The organism is Belliella calami (assembly GCF_022549695.1).
Classification (GTDB): Bacteria; Bacteroidota; Bacteroidia; order Cytophagales; family Cyclobacteriaceae; genus Belliella; species Belliella calami.
Map to the genome: position 1 here is coordinate 90,277 of NZ_JAKZGS010000003.1, position 25,992 is coordinate 116,268.

General features: G+C 37.8%; 22 protein-coding genes. 16 read left to right on the top strand and 6 right to left on the bottom strand.

Annotated elements, in window-relative coordinates; translation table 11 throughout:
• Positions 1–67: 67 nt before the first annotated feature.
• The 7 genes from rplS (at position 68) to MM236_RS05105 (ending at position 5,903) form a co-directional block, all read left to right on the top strand.
• On the top strand, positions 68–439 hold the full coding sequence (rplS, locus tag MM236_RS05075; protein WP_241273863.1) for a 50S ribosomal protein L19: 372 nt from the start codon (positions 68–70) through the stop codon (positions 437–439).
• Positions 440–707: 268 nt separating this feature from the next.
• A complete protein-coding gene (gene gltX / locus MM236_RS05080; protein WP_241273864.1) occupies positions 708–2,246 on the top strand; it encodes a glutamate--tRNA ligase in 1,539 nt (512 codons plus the stop codon).
• Positions 2,247–2,301: 55 nt separating this feature from the next.
• Positions 2,302–2,505 (top strand): hypothetical protein, encoded by a 204-nt coding sequence (locus MM236_RS05085; protein WP_241273865.1) that lies wholly within the window; start codon positions 2,302–2,304, stop codon positions 2,503–2,505.
• A 10-nt stretch (positions 2,506–2,515) separates the two neighbouring features.
• The gene (locus MM236_RS05090) at positions 2,516–3,175 is read left to right on the top strand and encodes an outer membrane beta-barrel protein (RefSeq protein WP_241274165.1); all 660 of its coding nucleotides are present in this window, start codon (positions 2,516–2,518) and stop codon (positions 3,173–3,175) included.
• Positions 3,176–3,243: 68 nt separating this feature from the next.
• Complete coding sequence (locus MM236_RS05095) at positions 3,244–3,825, top strand: NifU family protein (RefSeq protein ID WP_241273866.1); 582 nt, start codon at positions 3,244–3,246, stop codon at positions 3,823–3,825.
• Between the two features lie 4 nt (positions 3,826–3,829).
• Positions 3,830–4,918, top strand: coding sequence for a DUF3810 domain-containing protein (locus MM236_RS05100; RefSeq protein WP_241273867.1), 1,089 nt, complete (start codon positions 3,830–3,832; stop codon positions 4,916–4,918).
• Between the two features lie 85 nt (positions 4,919–5,003).
• Positions 5,004–5,903 carry a M23 family metallopeptidase gene (locus MM236_RS05105; RefSeq protein WP_241273868.1) on the top strand — a complete coding sequence of 300 codons (900 nt, stop codon included), beginning with the start codon at positions 5,004–5,006 and terminating at the stop codon, positions 5,901–5,903.
• Positions 5,904–5,996: 93 nt separating this feature from the next.
• Here MM236_RS05105 and MM236_RS05110 read toward each other — a convergent pair whose 3' ends face one another.
• Entirely contained in the window at positions 5,997–6,914 is a 918-nt protein-coding gene (locus MM236_RS05110) for a DMT family transporter (RefSeq protein ID WP_241273869.1), read from the bottom strand.
• An 11-nt stretch (positions 6,915–6,925) separates the two neighbouring features.
• The gene (gene dusB, locus MM236_RS05115; protein ID WP_241273870.1) at positions 6,926–7,915 is read right to left on the bottom strand and encodes a tRNA dihydrouridine synthase DusB; all 990 of its coding nucleotides are present in this window, start codon (positions 7,913–7,915) and stop codon (positions 6,926–6,928) included.
• Between the two features lie 38 nt (positions 7,916–7,953).
• Here dusB and MM236_RS05120 point away from each other — a divergent pair, with 38 nt between their 5' ends.
• The 5 genes from MM236_RS05120 to MM236_RS05140 all read left to right on the top strand — a co-directional run bounded on the left by MM236_RS05120 (position 7,954) and on the right by MM236_RS05140 (position 12,031).
• Positions 7,954–8,913, top strand: coding sequence for a CPBP family intramembrane glutamic endopeptidase (locus MM236_RS05120; RefSeq protein WP_241273871.1), 960 nt, complete (start codon positions 7,954–7,956; stop codon positions 8,911–8,913).
• Complete coding sequence (locus MM236_RS05125; protein ID WP_241273872.1) at positions 8,888–9,094, top strand: putative signal transducing protein; 207 nt, start codon at positions 8,888–8,890, stop codon at positions 9,092–9,094. Before MM236_RS05120 ends, MM236_RS05125 begins: the two co-directional genes overlap by 26 nt.
• Positions 9,078–9,935 (top strand): phosphatidate cytidylyltransferase, encoded by an 858-nt coding sequence (locus tag MM236_RS05130; protein WP_241273873.1) that lies wholly within the window; start codon positions 9,078–9,080, stop codon positions 9,933–9,935. Before MM236_RS05125 ends, MM236_RS05130 begins: the two co-directional genes overlap by 17 nt.
• A gap of 74 nt (positions 9,936–10,009) precedes the next feature.
• A complete protein-coding gene (locus MM236_RS05135; protein ID WP_241273874.1) occupies positions 10,010–11,287 on the top strand; it encodes a Glu/Leu/Phe/Val family dehydrogenase in 1,278 nt (425 codons plus the stop codon).
• Positions 11,288–11,371: 84 nt separating this feature from the next.
• Positions 11,372–12,031 (top strand): phosphatidylserine decarboxylase family protein, encoded by a 660-nt coding sequence (locus MM236_RS05140; protein ID WP_241273875.1) that lies wholly within the window; start codon positions 11,372–11,374, stop codon positions 12,029–12,031.
• A 271-nt stretch (positions 12,032–12,302) separates the two neighbouring features.
• Here MM236_RS05140 and MM236_RS05145 read toward each other — a convergent pair whose 3' ends face one another.
• The 3 genes from MM236_RS05145 to MM236_RS05155 all read right to left on the bottom strand — a co-directional run bounded on the left by MM236_RS05145 (position 12,303) and on the right by MM236_RS05155 (position 16,031).
• A complete protein-coding gene (locus MM236_RS05145) occupies positions 12,303–12,776 on the bottom strand; it encodes a Clp protease ClpB (RefSeq protein ID WP_241273876.1) in 474 nt (157 codons plus the stop codon).
• 66 nt (positions 12,777–12,842) lie between these two features.
• On the bottom strand, positions 12,843–13,220 hold the full coding sequence (locus tag MM236_RS05150; protein WP_241273877.1) for a hypothetical protein: 378 nt from the start codon (positions 13,218–13,220) through the stop codon (positions 12,843–12,845).
• Between the two features lie 630 nt (positions 13,221–13,850).
• Positions 13,851–16,031 carry a S9 family peptidase gene (locus MM236_RS05155; protein WP_241273878.1) on the bottom strand — a complete coding sequence of 727 codons (2,181 nt, stop codon included), beginning with the start codon at positions 16,029–16,031 and terminating at the stop codon, positions 13,851–13,853.
• A gap of 448 nt (positions 16,032–16,479) precedes the next feature.
• Between MM236_RS05155 and MM236_RS05160 the strand changes: the two genes are divergently transcribed.
• The 3 genes from MM236_RS05160 to MM236_RS05170 all read left to right on the top strand — a co-directional run bounded on the left by MM236_RS05160 (position 16,480) and on the right by MM236_RS05170 (position 22,249).
• Positions 16,480–19,635: a SusC/RagA family TonB-linked outer membrane protein gene (locus MM236_RS05160; RefSeq protein ID WP_241273879.1), complete on the top strand. Its 3,156-nt coding sequence runs from the start codon at positions 16,480–16,482 to the stop codon at positions 19,633–19,635.
• A gap of 12 nt (positions 19,636–19,647) precedes the next feature.
• Positions 19,648–21,141, top strand: a complete 1,494-nt coding sequence (locus tag MM236_RS05165) for a RagB/SusD family nutrient uptake outer membrane protein (protein ID WP_241273880.1) — start codon at positions 19,648–19,650, stop codon at positions 21,139–21,141.
• Positions 21,142–21,259: 118 nt separating this feature from the next.
• Positions 21,260–22,249, top strand: a complete 990-nt coding sequence (locus MM236_RS05170; RefSeq protein ID WP_241273881.1) for a D-alanine--D-alanine ligase — start codon at positions 21,260–21,262, stop codon at positions 22,247–22,249.
• A 123-nt stretch (positions 22,250–22,372) separates the two neighbouring features.
• On the opposite strand, the gene MM236_RS05175 is transcribed toward MM236_RS05170, so the two are convergent.
• Positions 22,373–24,667 (bottom strand): T9SS type A sorting domain-containing protein, encoded by a 2,295-nt coding sequence (locus MM236_RS05175; protein ID WP_241273882.1) that lies wholly within the window; start codon positions 24,665–24,667, stop codon positions 22,373–22,375.
• 76 nt (positions 24,668–24,743) lie between these two features.
• Here MM236_RS05175 and MM236_RS05180 point away from each other — a divergent pair, with 76 nt between their 5' ends.
• Positions 24,744–25,937, top strand: a complete 1,194-nt coding sequence (locus MM236_RS05180; protein ID WP_241273883.1) for an Lnb N-terminal periplasmic domain-containing protein — start codon at positions 24,744–24,746, stop codon at positions 25,935–25,937.
• Positions 25,938–25,992: the final 55 nt, after the last annotated feature.

The window sequence follows — 25,992 nt, forward strand, 5'->3', positions numbered from 1 at the left end:
AAATAAATGAATTCAACAGAAGACTGCACTGAGGTGTAGTTGCTACAAGCACATAAAATACAAAGCTATGAGCGAACTAATTAAATTTGTAGAAGCGGAATACAAAGAGCTAAGAGCTTCTTTCCCTTCTTTCAAGGCAGGTGATACCATCAATGTTCACGTAAAGATCAAAGAAGGTAACAAAGAGCGTGTTCAGCAGTTTCAAGGTACTGTAATACAAAGAAAAAATGTAAATACTAACGGTGAAACTTTCACTGTAAGAAAAATCTCTAACGGAATCGGTGTGGAAAGAATTTTCCCAATCCTTTCTCCTTCAATCGACAAGATCGAATTGTTAAGAGAAGGTAGAGTTAGAAGAGCTAGATTGTTCTACTTGAGAGGACGTCAAGGTAAAGCTGCTAAGATCAGAGAAAAAATCAGAGTGAGAAAAGACGCTTAAGGTGTCTTCATTACCAAAAACAAAAAAGGAAACCCGAAAAGGTTTCCTTTTTTGTTATCGGGATTTCAGCTCTATTAGATTTTTTTTTGAGTATTAAATAAATTTAAGTTTAGGAATGAAGTTTTATTTCAATTTATCCACCTGACAACTATAACTACACAAAAAAATAAGGTTTCGCTCCATGATTTGTTTATCTTTGCTGATTGATATTTGAAGAAGTCATTGCAAGAGTAAACACTGAATTTTCAAAAAAAGAAAATCACGAAAAATGAATAGAGAAGTACGCGTTAGATTTGCACCATCTCCGACAGGAGCTTTACATATAGGAGGAGTTAGAACTGCTCTTTACAACTATCTTTTTGCCAAAAAAATGGGAGGTAAGTTTCTTCTGAGAATTGAAGATACAGACCAAACTCGTTTTGTGCCTGGTGCTGAGGAATATATTCAAAAATCACTGGAATGGTTAGGTATTTCTCCAGAAGAAAGCCCTTGGAATCCCGGTGATTGCGGTCCTTACCGACAGTCGGAACGCAAGCCTATGTACATGCAATATGCCATGGATTTGGTGGAAAAAGGCCACGCCTATTATGCTTTTGATACTTCTGAAGAATTGGATGCGATGCGTGAAAGATTGACTGCGGCAAGGGTAGTGTCTCCTCAGTATAACTCTATCACTAGGACCCAAATGAAAAATTCCCTTACGCTTCCTGAAGATGAAGTGAAAGAGAGATTGGCTTCCGGTGAACCGTATGTGATTAGAATAAAAATCCCAAGAAAAGAAGAAGTTAGACTTAATGATATGATTCGCGGTTGGGTGATGGTTCATTCCAATACTTTGGATGACAAAGTCCTGATGAAATCAGATGGAATGCCGACATATCACTTGGCAAATATTGTCGATGATCACCTTATGGGAATCACTCATGTGATTAGAGGAGAAGAATGGCTGCCATCTGCACCGCTTCACGTGTTGCTTTATAAATATTTTGGCTGGGAAGATACCATGCCACAGTTCGCGCATTTGCCACTTTTGTTGAAACCTGACGGAAATGGCAAGTTATCCAAAAGAGATGCCGACAAACACGGTTTTCCTATATTCCCAATGGACTGGACAGATCCAAATTCAGGAGATAAGGCAAGTGGATTCAAAGAAGAAGGGTATCTTCCTGATGCTTTTTTGAACTTTTTGGCATTCCTAGGTTGGAATCCGGGAGACCATAGAGAGATTTTCTCCTTGGATGAATTAGTGGAAGCATTTACCATTGATAGGATAGGAAAGTCAGGTACCAAATTCGATATCAATAAGGCCAAGTGGTACAATGAACAGTATCTTAGAAACAAATCTGATGATGAATTGGCAGGCTTCCTGATTTCAGATGTGGTAAAGGAAGGGCTTTCTGTAGATTTGGCAAAAGCCGCTCAAATAGTAGCAATCATGAAAGAAAGAGCAACCTTCCCATCCGATCTATGGAAAGAAGGCAAATTCATGCTGATCGCCCCAATAAGTTTTGACGATAATGTAGCTTCCAAAAAGTGGAATGCTGATGCTGTTACTGTTTTGAGCACTTATAGAGAAAAATTGGCTAACTTCGAAGATGCACTCACTCCGGAATCAGCCAAAGCGTTGTTGGAGACATCTGCAGAGGAGAATGAAATCAAGTTTGGCAAAGTCATGCAAGTCGTACGTTTGGCAATCACAGGTGTAGGAGCAGGCCCCGATTTGATGGCTGTATTTGCGATTCTAGGTAAGGAAGAATTGATGAATAGAATATCTTTTGCATTGGACACGTTAAAGATTCAAGCATAAACATAAATCTGAAAGCAGCAGTGAAATGCTGCTTTCAGATATAATCAATAAGAAAATGGCGAAGAAACCCAAAAAAGAAGAGAACCCAAAAGTTCACAAAGACCTTGAAGGCTTCCAAATGAATATTGATTCCTTTGGTGAGATTTCGAGCAGTTTTCCTATTGACAAGCTCAATGAGTTTTTGAACAACAATGTCGAAGACAAAAAATTGAAGGATAGAGAAGATATCGATGCTATCAAGAAAGGAAAAAAGAAATAGCTTGGTGGGGATGCATAAGACCTTTATCTTGTTTTTATTATTGTTTGCTGGTGTAGTCAATGAGAATCTTATTGCCCAAACGAGCATTGGCTTTAGGGGTGGATACTCTACTTCTAACTATAGCTATAGATTTAGGCCGGGTTCAATAGTCACGAGGACAGGAGGCATCACAGCTCCCACATATAGTTTGATCATTGAACAGTTTCTAGCCAAAAATGCAGGTGCTCAAATAGAAATCCAATACCTACAATTAGGCTATACACAAAGGGATACATTGGAAAGAACAAATCAAACTACTTTTGATTTTGTCAAAATTCCATTTATGTCTAATTTTTATTTTGGAAACAAAGGGAGGTTTCATATTAAATTGGGAACACACCTTGGATACATGCTGAATGTATCTGACCCAATTAGAGAGTACGATACACCCGGTGTCTTGCCCACATATGGGGGAGAAGGCGACAGGCCAAGGAAGCTTCTTTATGGCCTCTCTGCAGGGGCTGGATTGTCCAAGCTTTTTGGTAAAAGTACATTAGCTGGTGAGGTGCGGTTTTCTTATGATTTCAATAGACCTGAGAGGCAAAACCGTGTTTTTGACATGACCTCTACCAACATTGAGATTACAATGAGTTACCTATTTCAAATAATTAAACCGAAGTGGCAAAATTAGCGAAAAAAGGAACTATTTAGCTTGCTTGCTGTTATCACTTACAAACTACAAAATCAATCATTTAGATTATGTTACAAGCACAAAAAAGACCGACTACAATATATATGGAAGCCAATCCTAACCCAAATTCCCTGAAATTTGTGGTGAATTTCATGTTGGCTGATGAAGGAGTTAGCTTCGATTACCCAAATCAAGAAAGTACTGAAAATTCGCCACTTGCAAATGAACTTTTTAATTTTGCTGCGGTAGATAGGGTTTTTATAGCTTCTAATTTTGTGACTGTCACCAAAAAAGAAGATGTAGAATGGCTTGAACTTCAAGACATTGTTAGGAATCATATCAAAACTTATCTGGAATCGGGTAAGGCGCCCGTAAATGCAGAATTTGATAAGGATCCATTATTTGATGAAAACGATTCTGAAGTAGTTAAGAAAATCAAAGGTATTTTGGATGAGTACATCAGGCCTGCTGTAGAGCAAGATGGTGGTGCGATCGTTTTCCATAGTTTTCAGGATGGAATTGTCAAAGTTTTGCTGCAAGGAAGTTGCTCAGGCTGTCCATCAAGTACAGTGACGCTCAAAGCAGGGATTGAAAATCTACTAACTAGGATGCTTCCAGAAGTGAAGGAAGTGCAAGCAGAGGGAGTATAACCTGATGTTTCGCGGCAATTGGACTTGGACAATATTAGGCCTGATCAGTATTCTGATCAGGCATTTTGCACTTAAATCCCCAGAAAAAACAGAAGAACTTTATTCCCGAAAATTTTTTCCTGGAGTAAGAAATCTCATTGATTTAACCCTCTCCAAATTGCCTTTCGCTACAGTATATATTTTTATAGCATCGGTTTTTTTGTTTATTGGGATTTTTATTTTCCATTTTATCAAAAAGAATGGTTGGAAATATAAGTTAGGATTTACAATCAGGTCAATTTTCAATTATTTGGGAGCATTGATTTTTTTCTTTTTGGTCTTATGGGGATTCAATTACCAAAGGATTCCTGTATTTGAGCAAATAGGTATGACTCCTGCCCCTATGGACGAGCAGCAGTTGATCGGGGAAATGGAACTTACGCGGAATATCCTGAACCAACTTAGATCTGATATTCAAAACGATACTTTGCCAATAGAGTCAATCATGGATTACAATGATCTTGAGAAATTGGTCAGAGGGAATATGCGAGAGCATCTGTACCTCTTGGGAATGAATTTCACTGGAGAACCTCGTACAAAGCAATTTTATCCTGCGGGATTTATGCGTAAGATGGGAATATTGGGTATTTATTTTCCATATACTGGAGAGAGTTATATCGACCCGACCCTTCATCCACTAGAAAAACCTTTTACTATAGCCCATGAAATGGCCCATAGCTATGGTGTGACTGATGAAGGTGAAGCTAACTTCATCGCTTGGGTCATTGGCTCAAACAGTGATGATGTCCTCCTCCAATATTCAGCACAATTAAAATTACTTCGCTATCAAATGAATGATTTATATAGAATGTCTAAGCAATTATATACACATTTTTATAAAACTATTCCGATTGGAATTAGAAATGACTTAATCTCAATTAGTAAAAATTCTGAGAAGTATAAACCTATTAATTTGGAGTTGAGTAGAAAATCTAACGACTTGTTTCTCAAGACACAAGGTGTGAAAGCAGGAGTTATGAGTTACCAACAACTGCCAATGCTCGCTTATGCATGGAGAATTCGCCTTAAGGCAATGGGTCAACTGTATCAGTGATTTTTTCGTACATCTTTGTCAGATTAAAGAGTCTAATTATAGATTGTTAAATTAAATTATTAATTTCAGCAAAATTTGAGTAAGTATGAATAAAATAGTTTGCGTTTTATTGGTTGCCCTTTTCTCACCTTTTTTAGTAGATGCGCAAGTGAGGCTGTATACCCAAGAAGATAGAAAAGGAAACAAAGTTCTGATTTCAGAGAATAAAGATTTTTTTTCTTATTCAGTAATAATTGATTTGATTGAGTTTGAAAACCTTGATACTAGAGAAGTAAGTGGGAGGTATTTTATAGCCAAGCCCGGTAAAAATGTACTTGCGAAAATGAAAGTTAAAGATTCTAAAAAAGAATCAAATTTGGAATTTAATAGCCAAATAGTCAGAGGAAAATACAATCCTGATTTTAAAGATAAAATCCCTTTTTTACTGCCTGTAAAAGAGGGATTAGAAGTAAAGGTCTCAAAGGTTATTTCCGATGGGGTGGTAAGCTATGATGATCTGGACAAAAAGAGTGCAGGTGTCTTGATTCATTTTAATGAACCTACTTTCATTTGTGCTCCAAGAAAAGGAATTGTAACCAAAATTGTTGATGGTTCTGCGAGTGGATTCAATCAGATTGATTTCGATGAAGAAGATAACTACATTGAATTTTATCATGAAGACGGCACTTTTTCTAGATTATATGTATTTAAATCAAAAACCTTAAGGATTAAGGTAGGAGATACTGTTTATCCTGGTATGGAGTTGGCTGAATCAGCTGTTTTGAACCAACAATCTGAGCCCTATGTTAGATTTGTTAGGCTTCTGACAATCAGGGAAGGATATGAATTTAAGCAAAGAAATGAAGAGGTTGCTTTCGTAAGTAGCGCCAATTCTAGTTTGAAACCAGAAAATGGTTTTAAAATGATCTCTGTACATCCTGAAAGATGGATAATGTCAGAGATGACAAAAAAGGAGATCAAAAAATATTTACCCCTTATTAAATAAAGGGGTATTTTTTTTCTATAAGAAAGTTGGTTTCTTTGATCCCAATGGAATCATCATGCCACCAGCATGCTCGGATTATTATTTTTCTAAGACCTATTTCTTATTTCCTATCCAAACTCCCAAAATCACAGCCACTATACCGAAATAGTGGCCTATCAGTAGGACTTCGCCATCCAAAAGTCCCCATAAAATAGCCACAATGGGTATAAAGTAGGTAACTGAACTTGCAAATACTGGTGTAGCAACTTTGACCATAACATTGAATAGGATCAAAGCCAATGCTGTCCCCACGACACCCAAAAGTGTAATGTAAGACGCGGCTTCCACGGCTCCTTCAACTTGGGTTAGTTTAAAGGAAAAGTCTGTGAAAGCAAATAGATAAATAGAAGCCGCAGGAAGAACCATCAAGAGTGAGATAGCTGTAATTGCCACTGGCTTTAGTTCCACAAACCTATATTTTATGATATTCAAATTCACCCCATAGCAAGCGCATGCGAGTAGCACAAAGAATGCATAAGAATTGATATCAGCAAAAGTCCCGAAGATTGAATCTTCCTTTACTATTAAGAGCAATGCTACTCCCATGAATGCTATGATCAATCCAACCGTATTTCTCTTGGTGATACGAGCACTAAAAAACAAAGCTCCGATAACTACTACAAACAATGGAGTCATTGCATTAAAAACTCCAGTAAGAGAGCTGCTTAATTGTGTTTGGGCTTTTGCAAAGAGAAATGCTGGAATAAAACTCCCAACAAGCCCTACTATAATCAGATTCTGTACTTGTCTTCTGTTGAGGGTTTTTAACCTAGGCAAAGATAAGGGTAACAATACCATTCCGGCAGTTACGATTCTAAATGCACCTACTTCACCAGGAGAAAAGATTTCCAAGCCTCTTTTGATCAAGATAAAGGAACTTCCCCAAATCAATGCGAGGACGATAAGAAAACCCCAAGCTTTCAATGCCCCTTCCGCTTGGATATCCCTGGGCGAGTTTTGGTTACTAGACAAGATGGGGCGCTTTAAAATTGATAATCTGCATATACTTCAGCTACTTGGTCAAGTATAGCCGAAACCTGATCGTAAGTGTCTGCTGTCACCATTTCTGTCCTGAAAGGTTTGAAATTTGGCATACCTCTGAAATAGTTCGTATAGTGTCGACGCATTTCCAAAATCCCTTGTTTTTCACCTTTCCACTGAACAGAGAAATCTAGGTGCTTCTTAGTCACATTGATTCTTTCTTCCAACCCTGGAGCTTTAAGTTCCTCGCCTGTTGCCAGAAAATGCTTGATTTCATTGAATATCCATGGATACCCAATAGCAGCCCTGCCGATCATCATTCCATCGACATTGTATTTTTCTTTATACTCTTTGGCTTTTTGTGGAGAATCGATATCTCCGTTTCCAAATACTGGAATATGTAATCGTGGATTTTCTTTTACTAAGTTCAAATAAGACCAATCAGCTTCGCCTTTATACATCTGCTGCCTGGTACGGGCATGAATGCTTATGGCCTGAATACCTACATCTTGAAGACGCTCTGCGACTTCCACAATTCTGATGGTGTCTTGCGACCATCCTAGCCTTGTTTTGACAGTCACAGGGATATTCACAGCCTTTACGATTTCAGCTGTCATAGAGACCATTTTGTCAATATCCAACAAAATACCAGCACCAGCACCTTTGCAGGCAACTTTGTTTACTGGGCAACCGTAATTGATATCTAAAATATCAGGTCCAGCCTCTGCTGCTATTGCTGCAGCCTCACGCATAGACTCTATATCATTTCCGAAAATTTGGATACCAATCGGTCTTTCATATTCATAGATATCCAATTTCTGAACACTCTTCACTGCATCTCTAATAAGCCCTTCCGAACTGATGAATTCAGTGTACATCAAATCTGCTCCATTTTCTTTGCAAACAGCCCTAAATGGTGGATCACTTACATCCTCCATAGGCGCTAATAGCAATGGAAATTCACCTAATTCTAAGTTTCCTATCTTTACCACTTCTCAATTCTATTTAATCTTGTAAATTTACCTCAATTATGGAGATTTATAAAACACAATCCCCAATTGCTCGCAAAAGTAACTGGTTTTTGTCATTAGTTGTTATTGTATTGGTTACTTTCGGTGTCATGGCTGTTTTGCCTTCCATTGCAATATTTCTGGTTAATCCGATTTTTGGGATACCTATGGATGAGATGGTTGCGGCCCTTACAGGCAATAGTCCCAACTCAGACGCAAGGATGGCTATTCTTTTTGTTCAGGGAATCGGTGGTGGACTATCCTTCTTCGTTGCAGCATTATTCATTGCCAAACTTTTAGACAAAGCCGACTTTGAATGGAAACAGCAAATTGCTAATTTTAAGTTCAATGGATTCCTGCTAATGTTTATGATATTGCTAGGCGGAATCCTGTTCAACACCTTGCTGATATATTGGAATAGTGTTGTCGTTCTTCCTGAATTTATGAGTTCATTCGAAAGTTGGGCACGAGCCAAAGAAGATCAAGCTATGATCATGACAAAATTTCTAACAGATTTTGACAATATCAGCGAATTTATGATGGGCATTTTGGTTGTGGGAATTTTGGCAGGGCTTGGGGAAGAGTTTTTGTTTAGGGGTGTATTGCAACCAAAGCTCCATCTCTACACAGGAAATGCCCATCTTGGGATCTGGCTGGCAGCATTTGTTTTTTCTGCAATTCATTTTCAATTTTACGGATTCTTCCCAAGAATGCTCCTAGGTGCAATATTTGGATATTTATACCTATATTCAGGGAGTCTAATTTATCCAATATTAGCACATATTTTAAACAATGTCACAACTTTGGTATTGGTTTATATGAACAAATTGGGTAAGATTGATTTCGATATCGATGAAGTGGATATGGTATCTATTCCTGCAGCATTAGTCGGTCTATTGATTTTATTGGTAGGCTTTAAGATTTTCAAAGAAGTAAGTAAACCTAAAATAACAGATGGAGAATTGGATAAAAATATTTGATGCTGAGTCGCCTGTGAGGGCGGAGATTGTAAAGGGTGTTTTGGAGGCACATGGAATTGGAGCGGTGATTCTGAATAAGAAAGAATCTGCTTATAAAATTCACGGTTATTATGAAGTGATGGTTCAAAATGAGAATTCATCAAACGCAACAAAAATCATTGAGAATGAGATCACCTTTTAAGTTAAGATCAAGATTCAATATAAATAATTACAGCAATTTAGGTCAAAGAGTAATTACAGGTCTCATTGGTGCGTCTGTGATCGTAGTGGGATCCATCTACAGTGAATGGCTATATTTTCTTATTTTCGGTCTTATATTGATATTTTCCCAGATGGAGTTTTACAAGCTCTCTGGACTGGACGGGATGTTGCCTTTAAAAAGTTTCGGAACCTTCTTGGGGTTTATGATTTTTGCTTTGACCTTTTTGATTGAGCTTCAGCATCTTCAAGACAAATATTATTTCCTGATTTTCCCACTTGCCTCATTGGTGTTTTTCATCAAGCTCTATAGGAAATCAGACAAGAAACCTTTTACAGGCGTAGCTTTTACGTTTTTGGGGATATTTTATGTGGCAGTGCCATTTTCTTTATTGAATTTGGCAGCCTTTTCGGTGGACGGTACGTTTCATTATGAAATCATAATCGGATCATTGTTTATTCTATGGGCATCAGATACTGGAGCATACTTTGCCGGGACAAAATTCGGAAAGACGAAGCTGTTTGAGCGGGTTTCTCCAAAGAAGTCTTGGGAAGGGTTTCTTGGTGGAGCATTCTTGGCATTTACCATCGCTTATGTATTGAGTATTTATTTCAATTCATTACCAGAATGGCAATGGTTTTGCATCACAGGCATTATCATCATAGCAGGGACATATGGTGATTTGATAGAGTCATTGTTCAAGCGAAGCATTGAGATAAAAGATTCAGGAAAAATCTTACCCGGACACGGTGGTTTTATGGATCGTTTTGACGGATTGCTATTATCTGCCCCATTTATAGCAGCATTTTTGAAAATCTTTTAAAAATGCCTATCTCTTATTAAAAATACTCCTTAATATTGTATCATAATTCAAAGCTCAAATAAAGATACCCAAATATGGCTTACATTGAACCGGCACCGATAAAGGATTCAGAAAATCCTTTGGAGTCAATGATGGAAAGGTTTAACCTTGCAGCTGAAAAACTAGGACTTTCAGATGAAGTTTACAACGTCTTAAAAAACCCAGCAAAACAAGTGATTGTGTCCTTGCCGATAACCATGGACAATGGCAAAATCCAAGTTTTTGAAGGTATTCGTGTAATACACTCAAACATCCTAGGCCCAGCCAAAGGTGGAATTAGGTTTGCACCAGATGTTCACTTGGATGAAGTAAAGGCACTTGCTGCTTGGATGACTTGGAAATGTGCAGTAGTGGATATTCCTTATGGTGGTGGAAAAGGCGGTGTAAAGTGTAATCCAAGAGAAATGTCCAAAGGAGAGATCGAAAGATTGATGCGTGCCTACACGCTTGCGATGATCGATGTCTTCGGCCCTGATAAAGATATCCCTGCACCTGATATGGGGACAGGTCCTAGGGAAATGGCATGGTTGATGGATGAGTACTCAAAAGCTCACGGGATGACTGTCAATGCCGTAGTAACAGGTAAACCACTCGTTTTGGGAGGTTCTCTTGGAAGAACTGAAGCCACAGGGAGAGGTGTAATGGTCTCTGCATTAGCAGCCATGCAAAAATTAAAAATCAATCCATTCCAAGCTACTTGCGCTGTGCAAGGCTTTGGGAATGTTGGATCTTGGGCTTCGCTTCTTTTGGAAGAAAGAGGGTTGAAAATTGTTGCGATTTCTGATATTTCAGGTGCTTACCACAACTCAAATGGAATCAATATCCAAGAGGCTATTGATTATAGAGATGGTAATAATGGAACATTGGAAGGGTTCAAAGGAGCTGAGAAATTGGCTGATGCAATGGAAATCCTAGAATTAGATGTGGACGTGTTGGTACCTGCGGCTGTAGAAGATGTGATTACAATCCATAATGTGGATAGAATCAAAGCTAAACTAATCGTAGAAGGTGCGAACGGCCCAACTTCTGCCAAAGCAGATGCGATCATCAATGAAAAAGGAATCATGGCTGTTCCAGATATCCTTGCTAATGCAGGGGGAGTGACAGTTTCTTATTTCGAGTGGGTACAAAACAGATTGGGATACAAGTGGACTGCTGAAAGGGTAAACAGAAGATCTGATAGGATTATGAAAGATGCCTTTGACCATGTTTATGAAGCATCTATCAAATATGATGTACCGATGAGGATAGCTGCTTATATTGTAGCTATTGATAAAGTTGCCAAGACTTATACTTATAGAGGAGGCTTCTAATTAGCACCTGAGGAAAGTTTACTATATTTGAGGTGTGGAAGTTAAAGCTTTCACACCTTTTTACATTAAGAATTAATTTGAATTATGTCTATTCATCGCGAAGGAAGGTCGTTATTGTTCTGGTTGTTGCTAATATTGGCAGCATTGAATTATGCCTTATATTATTATTTGCCAGGTCAAGAGGTTTTGCTCAATGTCGTATTACTGGGAAGCGTTATAATTTACTTGATCGTTTTGCAGTTTTTTAGAAGTCCATTTGTCCCTGTCAGACAGGAAGAGGGGATGGTATTTGCCCCAGCGGATGGGAAAGTTGTGGTGATCGAAGAGACTTTTGAAGATGAATTTCTAAAGGAAAAAAGAAAGCAGATTTCTATTTTCATGTCTCCTATCAATGTGCATGTCAACAGATCCCCAATAGCTGGAATTGTAAAATATTTCAAGTATCACCCTGGGAAATATTTGGTTGCTTGGCATCCCAAATCAAGCTTTGAGAATGAAAGAACAACAATGGTTCTAGAGGCTCCAAATGGGACTACTTTATTGGTAAGGCAGATTGCAGGCGCTTTGGCAAGAAGAATCAAATGGTATGTAAAGGAAGGGACTCCGTTGCAGCAATGTGGTGAATTCGGTTTTATAAAATTCGGTTCTCGTGTTGACGTGTTTTTACCTTTGGATGCTGAAATTCTGGTAAATATAGATCAAAAAACCAAGGGCGGTAGAACACCAATCGCAAGGTTGAAATAAATACGGTTATACGAAATGTTAAATGTTGGCTAACAAGTAACTTTGAACGTCTCGGATACTCGGAAACAACTTGTCGCCCTGATGCAGATAAAAGTTCTCAGCAACAGGAGACAAATCGATATCTGACAATCTATTGTTTGGCCACGTGTAAGAAACCGGATAGTCATTTTCTTATTCAAAGAGGTTGTTTTTGAAAAAGGATTCAATACAAAACACAAAGGACTCCAAAATATTTTGGAGTCCTTTGTGATATTTGCCTGTAGGAAGATTACTAGTTTGTAAATTTACCTTTGACTTTTTTCCAATACAGATAGCCTAAGGTCAAGGTGGATAAAAAGAAGATAAATGTCGTCCATTCATAAGTCCTTTTATCCGATTTTCTTTCTACGATTTGCCCGTCCTTTTCTTGCAATGCTCTCTTTAGCGTAGCTATTTCCCTTTCCTGTTTTTGGGAAATAAATTTGTAATCATTTTTTTCATAAGTAATCTCTGTCTTTTCGATTTCTCCGAGCATTTTCAATTCATCCATGATTTGGTTGTCTTTTTGAATGATTCTTGACATCCAACCATTCGTTTCTATCATGTCTTTTTTTGTTCGGTTTCCAAAAATCCCAGACTTCTTGCTTTCAGATTTTTGCCATTGCTGATGTAGTGATTGTCGCTCATCGAGCATTTTTTCAAGCTTAGCTTGGGCATACATATTGAATGGAATGATTAATAAAACTAGGAGTAAGTACTTTTTCATTTGGATATTAGGTGATTTACTCCCCTTAAAATCAAATAATGTGCCATCTGGTAGAATTCACTTTTTCTATCTCATTTTCATTTTCTTGCCAGCACGCCTTTTGAAAGTTCCCGCCCTTCTTTTGTTGTTGGTATAGAAATTATAAAGGAAATTGACTGCAAAAGCTGTAATCGTCAAGGGGATAAAAAAACCTGGAGCCATTGTCTTGATTCCTATCAAAATAAGCAATGTGGCAATCATTCCCATTTTGAAGGAAGTATGGCTTTCCGGGTAGATTTTTTTTACCAAATACAAACTCAAAACCTCAACTATTGTGACCATCACAAGCAGATAAACTAGCATTTGTTTCATAGTAGTATCGCCTGACCATACTACCCACGCGAGGCCTGCTGCTACTAGAATTAAACTCAAGGATTGTATTGAAGTATTTAATTTTTCTTTCATGTGTTTATAATTTGTTTTTCAGAGGTCATCCCGATTGGTCGGGACAGGCTATGGAATCTCGCATGGTTGATAATCATCCCAGTGTGTGACGTTCTTCGTCATGCTTGATTTCATATTGTTTTATTTTGGGTATTAAAAGTGAAATAAGGTAGATATTATATCCTTAAAAAGCAATTTGGCTTTCATGAAAAAAGGAATAGCATCAAGTAAATATCAAATATTTCTACAAATGCTATTCCTTTAAGAATGGTTTTTTATAAATCTCTATATCCGCTCTCTTACCATTAGCCAAATGAATTAATACACGGACAACTTTTAAATTAATAACCCTTGTGCGCTCCACCATGGTGGACAGGCTTGGAGTAATTGACGATTATCCGCAACATAATGTTTTTCTTACTTCATTACTGGCAAAGTTTCTCCAATAATGGGTTTACATGCTGTTGACTTTCGTTCGTCGACACTTGACGATTTGATCTTACCTGAATATGGTTTACACATTAGTGTCTAGTATAAGGTTTTGTTCTTCGTTTAATTGGATATCCCTTTTCATACTAGTAGCCATTAATAATATTGTTTTAAGTTCAAATCAATCAGCTGTTGTCGGATGTCCGTCGACTGTTGTCAATTTTACAATTTATCCTTGATGAATTCAGTCATCATGTTGTACAAATGCCAGCTGGTATTTCCCCCTGAGATTCCATGATTTCTGTTTGGATAATAGAAGGAATCAAATTGTTTGTCAGCCTTGACCAAAGCATCTACCAAATCTACTGCATTCTGAAAATGTACATTGTCATCTCCTGTGCCATGGATCAGAAGCAAATTCCCCTTCAATTTATTTACATGTGTTATTGGGCTGTTGTCATCGTATCCCGCAGCATTCAATTGTGGTGTCTGAAGGTATCTCTCAGTATAGATTGTATCATAATATCTCCAAGTAGTAACTGGTGCTACTGCAATGGCAGACTTGAATACGTCATTTCCGATCATCAAAGCGAGCGAAGACATGTAGCCACCATAAGACCATCCCCAAATACCGATTCTACCTTTATCTACAAATGGCAATGTTCCCAAATGCTTAGCTCCTGCGATTTGATCTTCTACCTCAATTTTTCCTAAATTGGCATATGTGCTGTGCTTGAAATCTCTACCTCTCGCACCAGTGCCTCTATTGTCCACACATACCACAATGTAGCCTTCAGCGGCTAAGTGATGATGCCAAAAGTCCCGAGCTCCGCCCCAAGAATTTGTGACATTCTGTGATCCCGGCCCTCCATATACATACATCAATACTGGATACTTATTTGACTCGTCAAAATCTACCGGCTTGATCATATATGCATTCAGAGAAGAACCATCTACTGTCTCAAAGGTGAAAAATTCTTTTTTGGACATAGCGATATTCGTCAGGTTATCTTTAAGTTCCTGATTGTCTTCCAAGATTTGCATCTCTTTTCCAGAGACTTGGTGCAAGGTTACTTTGGATGGTGTATTTGCATCACTGTGATAGCCAATAAAGTATTTGAAATCCTTACTCATATTTACAGAGTGTGTTCCTTTGGCTGGTGTAAGGAGTTTTTTTCCTTTTCCATCCATGTTGATTACATAGAGATTTCTTTCCAAGGGAGAAGCTTCTGTAGAAATGAAATATATCTTCTTCCCTTTTTCATCTACGCCTACCAGGTTTGTCACTTCCCAGTTGCCTGAAGTTATTTGACGGATCATTTTTCCGGAGTTGTCATGTTGATAGATATGTTTATAGCCATCTTGCTCGGAAGTTCTGATAAAACCTTTGTTGTCTTTCAAGAAAAACAAATTATCGTTGTAGTCAAGATCTACATAGGTTTCCGACTTTTCTTGCAAAATCAAATCGCTTTTTCCTGTTTCAGTATTTGCATAAAATAAATCAAGCTGATTTTGTAACCTGTTCATTCTCAAAAATGCCAAAGTATTCGAATTGGCAGTCCAATAGATTCTTGGCAAATAGATGTCTTTTTCAGTTCCAGTATCTACAGTGATAGTTTTTTTCGAATCTAAATCATAAACATGGATACTTACTTCAGCATTTTTCTCGCCAGCTTTAGGGTATTTGAATTTGTAATCTTTCGGATACAATTCCCCCCAAGTTTGCATATTGAATTCAGGCACATCGGTTTCATCAAATCTGATAAAAGCAATTTTTTTACCGTCAGGAGACCAATCAAATGCTTTTGACATGGAAAATTCCTCTTCGTAAACCCAGTCAGCCGCACCATTGATGATCTCATTCCATTTGCCATCTTTTGTGATTTGGGTGATTGAATTGGAAGCAAGCTCTACAACAAAAAGATTGTTGTCTTTCACATAAGCAACTTTGTCATTGTCAGGAGAAAGTGTCGCATACATGATTTTTTCACCATCTGCGATCAACTGCTTTTCACTGGTTTTCAGATCTACTACATGATTAATGCCTTTGGAAGACCTTCGATAGATTCTTTCAATGTCAGACACAATCAAAGCTTTTGATTCTTCTGCATTGAAGGTATAGGAGGAGAAATTTATACCGATCTTTTGTCCATCGATCAAGACCTCTTCCTGTTTGCCTGTGGCAACATTGATTTTCACAACGGAAGGTGCACCTGCTGATCTATTTAGCGAGCTGTAAAACTGACCATCATTCATCCAATTGATTCCATACACCGATTTGGCAGAGAAAGTATTGGATTTGAAGACGTCTTCAAGCGTGATTTTCTTTTTTTCTTGCGCTATGGCCGTTGAACACAATAGAGTCACAAAAGCTAAAATGCAAATTCGATTTAATAGATACATATTATATTGGAGTTTATTTTCAAGGTGCTAAAATAGAAAAAGCGGCTAAGTTGCCCTAACCGCCTTTCACAAATCACTTAAATATTTCCCAAAGTTTTTGAAAATTCAAAATTTTTCTAAATAGTTCCATCAATCAATTTTGATAAGATATCATTAGTATGGCTCAGTATTACTCAAGTGATAAATTTTGGTTTTGCACATAAATTGAAAATTTCCTGAAAAAGAAAATATCACACAATAAAACGTTGTTTTATTTAAATTATAAGTATTTTTAGTTTGAGGCTGTTTTTGGGATTTTTTCTCCATTTATAGAAAAATATGACTTTTTTAAACCTAAAATTTAGAATTATTATGAAATTTTAAAGAAGTGTAAGCTATATTTAGCCATCAAAAAAGGAAATGGTCAAGTGGCCTGTTCTTAAATAAATTAGTTAATCCCACAAATTTTATGAGAAAAATTTTACTAAGTTTTGTCTTAGTGCTCTTCACAATCTCATTGGCATGGTCGCAATCGCGCTTAGTGACAGGTAAGGTTGTGTCAGACGAGGAGCCAGAAGGTCTACCAGGTGTTAATGTTGTCTTGAAAGGCACAACAACTGGTGTAATTACAGATTTGGATGGAAATTACTCCATCTCGGTACAAGGTGACAATGCGACCCTTGTTTTTAGTTTTATTGGTTATTCTTCAGCAGAGCAAGCTATTGGTAATAGATCCGTAGTGAATATCACTTTGAATCCAGACACACAGAATTTGGATGAAGTGATTATAGTTGCTTATGGTACTGCTGACAAAGGAAACTTTGTTGGTTCGGCTATTTCTCTAAAAGCAGATCAAATAGCAAATAGACCGATCAACAACGTTGTGAACGCAATCGAAGGTCAGTCTCCTGGTGTGATTACCACTTCTGCTTCTGGACAGCCAGGCTCTACACCTAATGTAAGGATTAGAGGTATTGGTTCTGTAAATGCTTCTTCATCACCTTTGTATGTGGTTGATGGTGTGCCTTTTGATGGTAACCTTTCTAACCTCAACCCAGATGATATCGAAGATATGACTATCTTAAAAGATGCCTCTTCTACTGCACTTTATGGTTCAAGAGCAGCAAATGGTGTGATCATGATCACCACGAAGAGAGGAAAGAAATCAAAATCTAACTTTACATTCAAGGCGCAGCAAGGTACAGCTTCTAGGGCTTTGCCTGAATACGATAGAGTAGGTGCTGACCAATATTATCCACTTCAGTGGGAAGCATTGCGAAATTCCCAAATTGGTTCTGGAATAGAACCAGGAGTTGCCGCACAGTTTGCTTCCAATGAGCTGATCAATACTTTAGGTTATAATATCTATTCAAATGTAGCAGACAATGCTGTTGTTGGTTTAGATGGTCAGTTGAACCCAAATGCAGTTAGTAATGTAAGAGGCCTTAATTGGTGGGATGAAATCCAAAGAGTTGGAGTAAGGGGAGAGTACAACATGACTTACTCTGGAGCAAATGATAAGACGGATTTCTATACTTCAATCAACTATTTGGATGAAGATGGTTATATTTTGAAATCTGATTTTAGAAGGATCACTGCTAGGCTTAATGTAAATACGAAAGTTACGGATTGGTTGAAAACAGGTATCAATGTGTCAGGTACCAAAAGTGAAGGGAATAACTCAAGAACTGGCAGTTCTTCATCATTTGTTAATCCTTTTTTCACAGCTAGAGCAATTGGACCCATTTATCCAGTATATGCACAGGATTTTCAAACTGGAGAATATATATTAGATGCTACAGGAAACAGAATCTTTGATTCAAGGGATTTGATCCAGTTAGGTTTGCCTACTGGTGGAGCGGGTTCTTTTCCAGGAAGACATGTGGTTCAAGAGACTTTACTAAATGATGATTTATTCAATCGAGTGGCACTTTCTACCCGTGCTTATGTTGAAGCAACATTCTTAAAGAATTTTACTTTCAGGTTGAATGTAGCCAACGATTATACTACTCTGTTGAACTCTGCTTATGACAATACGATCATTGGTGATGGAGCTCCAGCAGGTAGAGCAAGCAGACAAAACAATCAAACTGATTCATATACAGTCAATCAGTTGTTGACTTACTCTAATACGTTCCAAGATAAACATTTTCTTGAAGTATTATTGGGTCATGAGCATTACGATTACAGATTCCAAAGGCAAAGTATTTCGAAACAAGATCAAGTACTGTTAGGAAATACAGAGTTGGTTAACTTTGTGACCATCAATAGTGCAAGTAGTTTTGCAAATAGAGAGACTTTAGAGTCTTATTTCAGTAGAGTTAATTATGTGTTTGATGATAAATACTCATTCTCTGCTTCCTTGAGAACTGATGGTTCTTCAAGGTTTGCCCCTGATTCAAGATGGGGAGTATTTTATTCTGTAGGTGCTGCTTGGAGTATTGACAAAGAGGATTTCTTCAGTTCTAATTTCTTCCAAATGTTGAAGCTACGCGCAGCTTATGGAGAAGTTGGTAACAATGGCGTTTTGACTAGTGATAATTTGCAAGATTACTATCCGTCTCAAGCGCTGTATGATCTTGGATTTAACAATGCTGGAGAACCGGGTATCAGACAAGCTTCATTGTCTAACGATGATTTGACATGGGAAAAGAACGCTACTTATGATATTGGGATTGATTTTGCTTTTGCAAACAAGTTCTCTGGTTCATTTGAATATTTCAATAGAGGATCAGATGCATTGTTATTCAATGTGCCACTTTCTTTGACTACTGGGATTTCAAGTATTTCTAGAAATACAGGTACGATGCAAAACAGAGGTTTTGAATTCAACATAGGAGGAGATGTATATAGAAGAGGAGACTTTGCTTGGAATTTAAATTTCAACATTTCCACATTTAAAAATGAATTCAAAAAGCTTCCTTTTGAAGAATTGGTTTCTGGAACCAAAAAACTTAGAGTTGGAAACGGTATTAATGATTTTTGGTTACGTGAATGGTACGGTGTTGATCCTGAAACAGGAGAAGGTCTTTACAGAGTAGATAACTATGAAGCGGATAATGCAGCACATAGAATTATTGGTTCTGATACATTGACAAGTGTATTGAATCAAGCTAGGTTCCATTATGCAGGTTCGTCTATTCCTGATTTCTTTGGTGGGCTGAACAATACATTCACCTATAAAAATTTCAGTTTGAATGTATTGGTGTCTTACGCTGTAGGAGGAGATTTTTACGATAATACATACCAAAGTTTGATGAGTGCCGATCCTAACGGTAGAGCAGTACATGTTGACTTGTTGGATAGATGGCAGCAACCTGGTGATATTACCAATGTGCCAAAGATGGATGTATCGGGTGCCGCCCAAACTGATGGAGCTTCTGACAGATGGCTAGTAGATGGATCTTATTTGAATTTACGTTCCGTAAATTTATCATACAGATTATCAAAGCCTATGCTTGACAAATTGAAGCTTCAAGGGGCAACTGTGTATTTGGGAGGAGAAAATCTAGGATGGTGGTCTCAAAGAAAAGGAATGCATGTCTCAGGTACATTTGGTGGTACAAGCTCCAACGTCTTTACCCCAGCTAGAACATTTACTTTAGGTATAAATGTTAACCTTTAATATTGAATGATTATGAACAAGATATATAACAAATTATTCATTTTACTGGCATTGTTTTTTGTCAGTTGTGATGAAGATTTTCTCAATGAAATCCCAACTGATGCGGTTTCGGAAGAATTGGTTTTTACCAATATTAGCAACGCTTGGGCTGCTATCAACGGGATACATAGGTCACTTTATGTGAGATATGATTCACAAGGACAGCCTGGAGAAGGTGGAGTGATGATGTATAGAGAAGTATTAGCCGAAGATGTGGTACTTACTACTCAAGGAAATGGTTGGCATGTAGGGAATTCTCGTTGGTTAAATCATATGAATGAGAATAATGGCGATGTTCGTTTTGTTTGGAGATTTTATTATCTACTTATTGCAAACGCCAATATGATCATAGCCAATATTGATGATACACCAGGTGCACAATCGGAGAAAGATGAAATCAAAGGTCAAGCTTATGCATACAGAGCATGGGCTCATTGGAGTTTGGTACAGATGTTCGCCGAAAGATATGATGCAGGTGGAGCCAATACCCAATTGGGTGTTCCTTTGGCACTCGAACCTATCACTGAAGGTGGTCCTAGAAATACAGTTGCTGAGGTTTATGAGCAGGTGAATGCAGATTTGGATGTAGCAATTTCTCTTTTGACTGAAAGAAGAAACAACAAATCACACTTCAACCAAGCAATTGTAAGAGGTGTCAAAGCAAGAGTGGCGTTAACCCAAGGAAATTATGCATTGGCAGCACAGTTGGCGAACCAAGCTAGGTCAGGATATGCTTTGATGTCCCAAGACCAACTTTATGAAGGTTTTAATGATGTAGGTAATCCAGAATGGATGTGGGGTTCTGCTCAGCAAGATGATCAGCAAACTTTCTTTGCATCTTTCTTCGCCTATATGTCATTGAATTTCAACTCAACTAACATTAGACAAAATCCTAAAGCAATCAATAGTACATTATATGCCCAAATCTCCGATACTGATGCGAGAAAAGGACTTTGGGATCCTAATGCAGGTACTGCTTCTTTGAGAGATCCTTTTATCGATGAAATGACGCTTTCTAGCTTTGCTAAGATCAATTACATGAACAGGAAATTCTTAGCTCAAGCCAATGCTTCATCTGTTGGAGATGTTCCGTACATGAGAGCTGCAGAAATGTACCTTATCGAAGCTGAAGCTTTGGCTAGGGCTGGTCAGAATGGTCCTGCTCAAGATGTATTGTTCGAACTTGCTTCTGCAAGAGACGATGCTTATACCAAATCAACTAGCACTGGTCAAACTTTGATCAATGAAATTTTGATCCAAAGAAGAGTAGAGCTTTGGGGTGAAGGATTTAGATGGTATGATTTGAAGCGTTTGAATTTGCCTTTGGATAGAACAGGAGCGAATCATGTTGCTTCTGTAATAAACCAAAAATTCACAGAGCCTGCAGGAAGTCCTAGATGGCAATGGAAAATCCCTCTTGATGAATTAAATGCCAATGAATTTATGGTTCAGAATCCTGGTGATTAATTTTTCATAAATTCTATTATTGATTTTAGCCCAGCCCAGATTTATTTTGGGCTGGGCTTTTTTATTTTATTTAACTCTTTTTCTATCTTCATGAAAATTTACATACTTTCAGCCCCCCATGAAGAAAAAAATAGCCTTGGTCACCGGTGGATTTACAGGTGAGTCTGTAGTCTCTCTCAAAAGTGCAGCTGTCGTAGAGAAAAACCTCGACCATGATTTATATGATGTTTTTAAAATCTTGATCTATCCTGGAAATTGGTACTACCTGACTTTTTCAGGAGAGAAAATTCCCGTAGACTTAAATGATTTTTCAATAGTTTTGGATGGAAGTAAAATCACTTTTGATGGCGTGTTTAATATTCTACACGGCTCTCCTGGTGAAGATGGGAAACTGGCTGGGTATTTCGATATGTTGGGAATCCCTTACACTACTTGTGATGCCATAACTTCAGCCATCACCATGAACAAAGGTTACACAAAAGCTATTGTGCAAAGTATTCCCGAGCTTTTTGTGGCCCGATCTTTTCATCTTTTCAAAAATACCGAGGAAAGAAGAGAACAGATTTTACACGATTTGAGATTGCCACTTTTTATCAAACCGAATAGCGGTGGAAGTAGCATTGGGATGTCAAAAGTAAAAGAACCTAATGAACTGAAAGAGGCTTTGGACAAAGCTTTTGCGGAGGATTCTCAAGTTTTGGTGGAAGAATTTGTATCTGGAAGAGAGTTTTCTATTGGGATATTTAATACCAAGGGAAAAACAACAGTTTTACCTGCAACAGAAATTGTGAGCAGCAAAGAATTTTTTGATTTTGAAGCCAAGTATTCACCTGGTGTGACTGAGGAGATCACTCCTGGTAGAATGAGTGAGGAAGAAGTCGAAAGGGTAAACAGAATCTGTGAAAAAATTTATCTCAAACTGAATTGCAAAGGTGCAGTCAGGGTAGATTATTTCTTGGAACATGAAACAGGAAAGTTCTATTTTATCGAAATCAACACTGTCCCTGGACAGACAGAAACAAGCTTGATATCACAACAAGTCAAAGCCATTGGGATGACGATCAAGCAGTTTTATACAGATTTGATAGAAGAGATGTTTGAAGATTGAAAATTATAAAATTGAAAAATTCATTTTCTAGGACTTGAGTTCATATAATTCCGAAAAGAAAACTTCTAATAGACCTGGCAGGTTTTAAAAACCAGTCAGGTCTTTTAGTATGGTAATCTTTTTTTATTTTTTTATAAACTTAATTCTGTGCTGCTTTTCTCCTTCATGGATAAGAAGAAAATAAATACCAGGGCTCAAATTTGAGGAATCAAAAGAATCTTTGAAGACCTGTAGAGCGTCAGAAAAACGTATCAAGCCGTCCGTGCCAATGACCTGAATGAATGTATCCTTTTGATTATAACTTGATGTCATAATTAAATGGAGTTGTTCTGATCCTAGTGGGTTTGGATACAGTTTTGGTATTTCCAACTCATTCCAAGAGCCCTCTAATCTAAATACTTTACTATATGTACCTTTTTCATCCCTATCAATCTGCTTGATCCTGTAATAGATATTGTTCCAAGGTCTCTGTTCAGCATATTCATAGCTGTAGGTTCGCGGACTTTCTGTATCTCCTTGACTTGCCAATTCATGAATCATTTCAAAATGATCCACTCCATTAATAGAGCCCTCTATTTGGAATGCATTATTATCAACTTCTTTACCTAAAGTCCAATGAATATTTATTTTGCCGTTCTCCAAAATGGCTTTCGTCTCAAGCCATTCTACTGGAAGAATCGAAAGTACCCGATAGCTTCCGATAGTGAAAGTGGTGTTGTTGAGGTCTGAAAACACCAAATCTCTCCTTGCCCAAAGAGTGTCAGTGTCCACACCAGGAAGATGAAGCCCTGGAGCTGCGAGGCCATTGCTGACGATTCTTATGTCATCTACATTGTCTACAATAAGATTTTCTGCTGCCAGTTCCATCGAAATTGGGTCAGAACTGGATGATAAGCCAGAAAGCTCAAAATATGAATTGAGTTGATACATGATTGGTGTCCCATCATTATCATCATACATTGGATCCCAATTCGCTCCGGGAATCTCTATAAAGCGGATATTGAGATTGCCTCCTGGTGTATTTCCTATCAAGCGCATCCTTCTCACTCCACCTTGATAGGCATCTTCAAAAGGAAAAGTCGCATTTGACGGAGTAAAGGTTGAAGGGATGTTATTGTAGGAAAGGTTATGGAGATTTAGCCACTCTCCACCTTCATAAAGGTATTCACCTGTCCCACTTGTGTTGAGGTACAGGTCAAATCCATTGAAGTTCACTTGCCCATTTTTCATTAGAAAATTGTCTTTCACCAATAGATCATTATCAAGTGAAAGGCTATTGCTTGGTTTGTTGATTTCAATTTGAGATAAATTCATCTCCCAGTTTGTCACCTGCTGATTACCTGTTCCTTCAAATCTGATGAAAGTTGGCCCATCAGTAGGTTCAGGGCCAGAGATTCTCCCTATATCTCCGGTGACAAAAATTGAGTCTAGCAATACTTTACTTGCAGCATTTTCAAAATAGAGATTGTGGTAGGATCTTGGAAGATCGGATGGTGCAAATGAACTACTTATCATGTTTTGGGTCCCATTATCCGAAGCATATGTGACATTCCCTTCCATGCGAAACTCAGCAGCCTCCATCTGTGGATTGTTTCCCAACAAAATAAAATTGGCATTTGGCTTAAGGTGAAACAAGCCAGCTGGAATTGTCCCTGATCTTCGAATGATTTGTGCAGTAGGTGGTCCAGGACATTCACTGACCAACGTCGCCCCTGATTTGATTATCAGTTCACCATAGGGATTTGTTCCATTAAAGGCAGGTATATCTTGCGTGTTAAAAGAAAAAGTAGAACATGCAGGTTCTCCTACTGTGTTTAAAGTCTGCAATACTGTTCCACTTTCAATGTGGAATGCATTTGCCTTAAAGGCTGCATTAACAATCAATGTCTGACCAGCATTGGCACGAAACTTAACTTGGTATTTGCTATTAAATGTATTTCCACTCCAAGAACTTCTATCTACCACTATCCTTGAATTTCCGACAAATACTATGCTGCCTGTGACTGGATAGATCCAATCTGTACTTGCGTTCGACAAGTTATTGATGAAAAATGTACCAGCATTTGTTTCGAACGCACGCAAACTACCGTTTACCTCCAATTCAAAAGTTTGTAGGTTTAGTTTTCTTCCTGGGGAAGCTGCGCTGAAAAGGTAAAGATCATTTACTCTTTCTGTATTTGTGAGCCTAACTTCGTGATTTTGCTGTATAAAAACATTGTTGGAAATGTTGGGCTTCGCTGTAGCTGCAATCCATGCCGTACCATCCCATATTTCCCAAACCAAGGGATTGTCAAAATCCCCAGAGGCAATAGTCCTATAATCACCTACAGTTAATGGAATTTGCGAAAATGATAGGTCGGTAAAGAAAAGATAAAAAGGAATAAACAAGATAATCCTGTAAATTCGTATCGAATTCATAATGGGGAAAAAGCGATTTGTCCTGTTTGAAAAAGTCATTGAATAAAAAACTTTACTAAGCAATAAAATTAGTTCTATGAAAAGTGTTTTCAAAAAACTCTTCCTCACTTATACGTTTATTTATACGTTTAGCTTTTTTGCGCAAGCTGAATCTTACCAAATCAGTCTACTGACTTGCGACCCAGGTGATGAAATTTACTCTGTTTTTGGTCACAGCGCCATTAGGATCATAGATCAAGAGACCGGAGAAGATATCGTTTACAACTATGGCACTTTTGATTTCAATGCGCCTTATTTTGTAGTGAAATTCACCCAGCGAACATTGGATTACATGCTGAGTGTAACCACTTTTGATCGCTTTATTTACGAATACCAATATTTCCAGAGAAATGTCAGGGAGCAAGTTCTTGACCTCAATGAAGAGCAAAAGCTGGAAGTCATTAAATTTCTCAAAATCAACAGCCTCCCCGAGAATAAGCTCTATCGATATGACTTTTTTTATGATAATTGTGCTACGAGAATCCGTGATTTGTTTGAGGAAGTACTGGGTAAGCAGCTGAAATGGAATGAAATAAATGATCCTGAGGAAAAGTCATTTAGGGATTTGATTGATGAGTATGTGTACCCTTTACCATGGTATGACTTGGGTATTGATTTGGCATTGGGATCTGTAATAGATGCAAAAGCGAGTGAGAGAGAAAAACAGTTTTTGCCTGATTATATGGAGATGGCTTTTGAAAGAGCAAGTATAGAAGGAGATGGACCTACTCGACCTCTTGTAAAGTCCCAAAGGGTAATTTTGGAGTTTCCGGAGAGAAACCTTTCAGGAAGTTTATTTAACCCATATTTAATTATGTGGCTGATTGCTATCATTTTTATGGTAATCACTTATTTGGGTTATAAGAGGAAAAGGCTATTTGTGGGTTTTGATGTTACTTTGTTTGGGGCTTTGGGACTTATTGGTTTATTGGTAGCAGTGCTATGGTTTTTGACTTTTCATTCACAGACTAAGTGGAACTGGAATATTCTGTGGGCATTTCCCGGTCATTTGGTTTTGGTTTATGGCCTGTTGAAAAAGAATGCATCTGCTTGGGTTAGAAAATACCTGATGTTTGCATTGATCATGGCTGATGCTGCTGTGGTCTTTTGGATTTTGGGATGGCAGTCATTTCACCCAAGTCTTATCCCAATCATGTTAGTCATTATTTTGAGGACTAATTTCCTTTATTACAATTATGAAAAAAGTAAATCAAGTATAAAATTGAAGTAATTCTCTAGAGTGAAAATGGCCGATTAGCTATGATAAACATGATAATTGTGGCTAA

Excerpts from the sequence above, each read along its gene's own strand:
- rplS (WP_241273863.1), top strand. The coding sequence starts at position 68 with ATGAGCGAACTAATTAAATTTGTAGAAGCGGAATACAAAGAGCTAAGA.
- gltX (WP_241273864.1), top strand. The coding sequence starts at position 708 with ATGAATAGAGAAGTACGCGTTAGATTTGCACCATCTCCGACAGGAGCT.
- MM236_RS05085 (WP_241273865.1), top strand. The coding sequence starts at position 2,302 with ATGGCGAAGAAACCCAAAAAAGAAGAGAACCCAAAAGTTCACAAAGAC.
- MM236_RS05090 (WP_241274165.1), top strand. The coding sequence starts at position 2,516 with ATGCATAAGACCTTTATCTTGTTTTTATTATTGTTTGCTGGTGTAGTC.
- MM236_RS05095 (WP_241273866.1), top strand. The coding sequence starts at position 3,244 with ATGTTACAAGCACAAAAAAGACCGACTACAATATATATGGAAGCCAAT.
- MM236_RS05100 (WP_241273867.1), top strand. The coding sequence starts at position 3,830 with ATGTTTCGCGGCAATTGGACTTGGACAATATTAGGCCTGATCAGTATT.
- MM236_RS05105 (WP_241273868.1), top strand. The coding sequence starts at position 5,004 with ATGAATAAAATAGTTTGCGTTTTATTGGTTGCCCTTTTCTCACCTTTT.
- MM236_RS05120 (WP_241273871.1), top strand. The coding sequence starts at position 7,954 with ATGGAGATTTATAAAACACAATCCCCAATTGCTCGCAAAAGTAACTGG.
- MM236_RS05125 (WP_241273872.1), top strand. The coding sequence starts at position 8,888 with ATGGAGAATTGGATAAAAATATTTGATGCTGAGTCGCCTGTGAGGGCG.
- MM236_RS05130 (WP_241273873.1), top strand. The coding sequence starts at position 9,078 with ATGAGATCACCTTTTAAGTTAAGATCAAGATTCAATATAAATAATTAC.
- MM236_RS05135 (WP_241273874.1), top strand. The coding sequence starts at position 10,010 with ATGGCTTACATTGAACCGGCACCGATAAAGGATTCAGAAAATCCTTTG.
- MM236_RS05140 (WP_241273875.1), top strand. The coding sequence starts at position 11,372 with ATGTCTATTCATCGCGAAGGAAGGTCGTTATTGTTCTGGTTGTTGCTA.
- MM236_RS05145 (WP_241273876.1), bottom strand. The coding sequence starts at position 12,776 with ATGAAAAAGTACTTACTCCTAGTTTTATTAATCATTCCATTCAATATG.
- MM236_RS05150 (WP_241273877.1), bottom strand. The coding sequence starts at position 13,220 with ATGAAAGAAAAATTAAATACTTCAATACAATCCTTGAGTTTAATTCTA.
- MM236_RS05155 (WP_241273878.1), bottom strand. The coding sequence starts at position 16,031 with ATGTATCTATTAAATCGAATTTGCATTTTAGCTTTTGTGACTCTATTG.
- MM236_RS05160 (WP_241273879.1), top strand. The coding sequence starts at position 16,480 with ATGAGAAAAATTTTACTAAGTTTTGTCTTAGTGCTCTTCACAATCTCA.
- MM236_RS05165 (WP_241273880.1), top strand. The coding sequence starts at position 19,648 with ATGAACAAGATATATAACAAATTATTCATTTTACTGGCATTGTTTTTT.
- MM236_RS05170 (WP_241273881.1), top strand. The coding sequence starts at position 21,260 with ATGAAGAAAAAAATAGCCTTGGTCACCGGTGGATTTACAGGTGAGTCT.
- MM236_RS05175 (WP_241273882.1), bottom strand. The coding sequence starts at position 24,667 with ATGAATTCGATACGAATTTACAGGATTATCTTGTTTATTCCTTTTTAT.
- MM236_RS05180 (WP_241273883.1), top strand. The coding sequence starts at position 24,744 with ATGAAAAGTGTTTTCAAAAAACTCTTCCTCACTTATACGTTTATTTAT.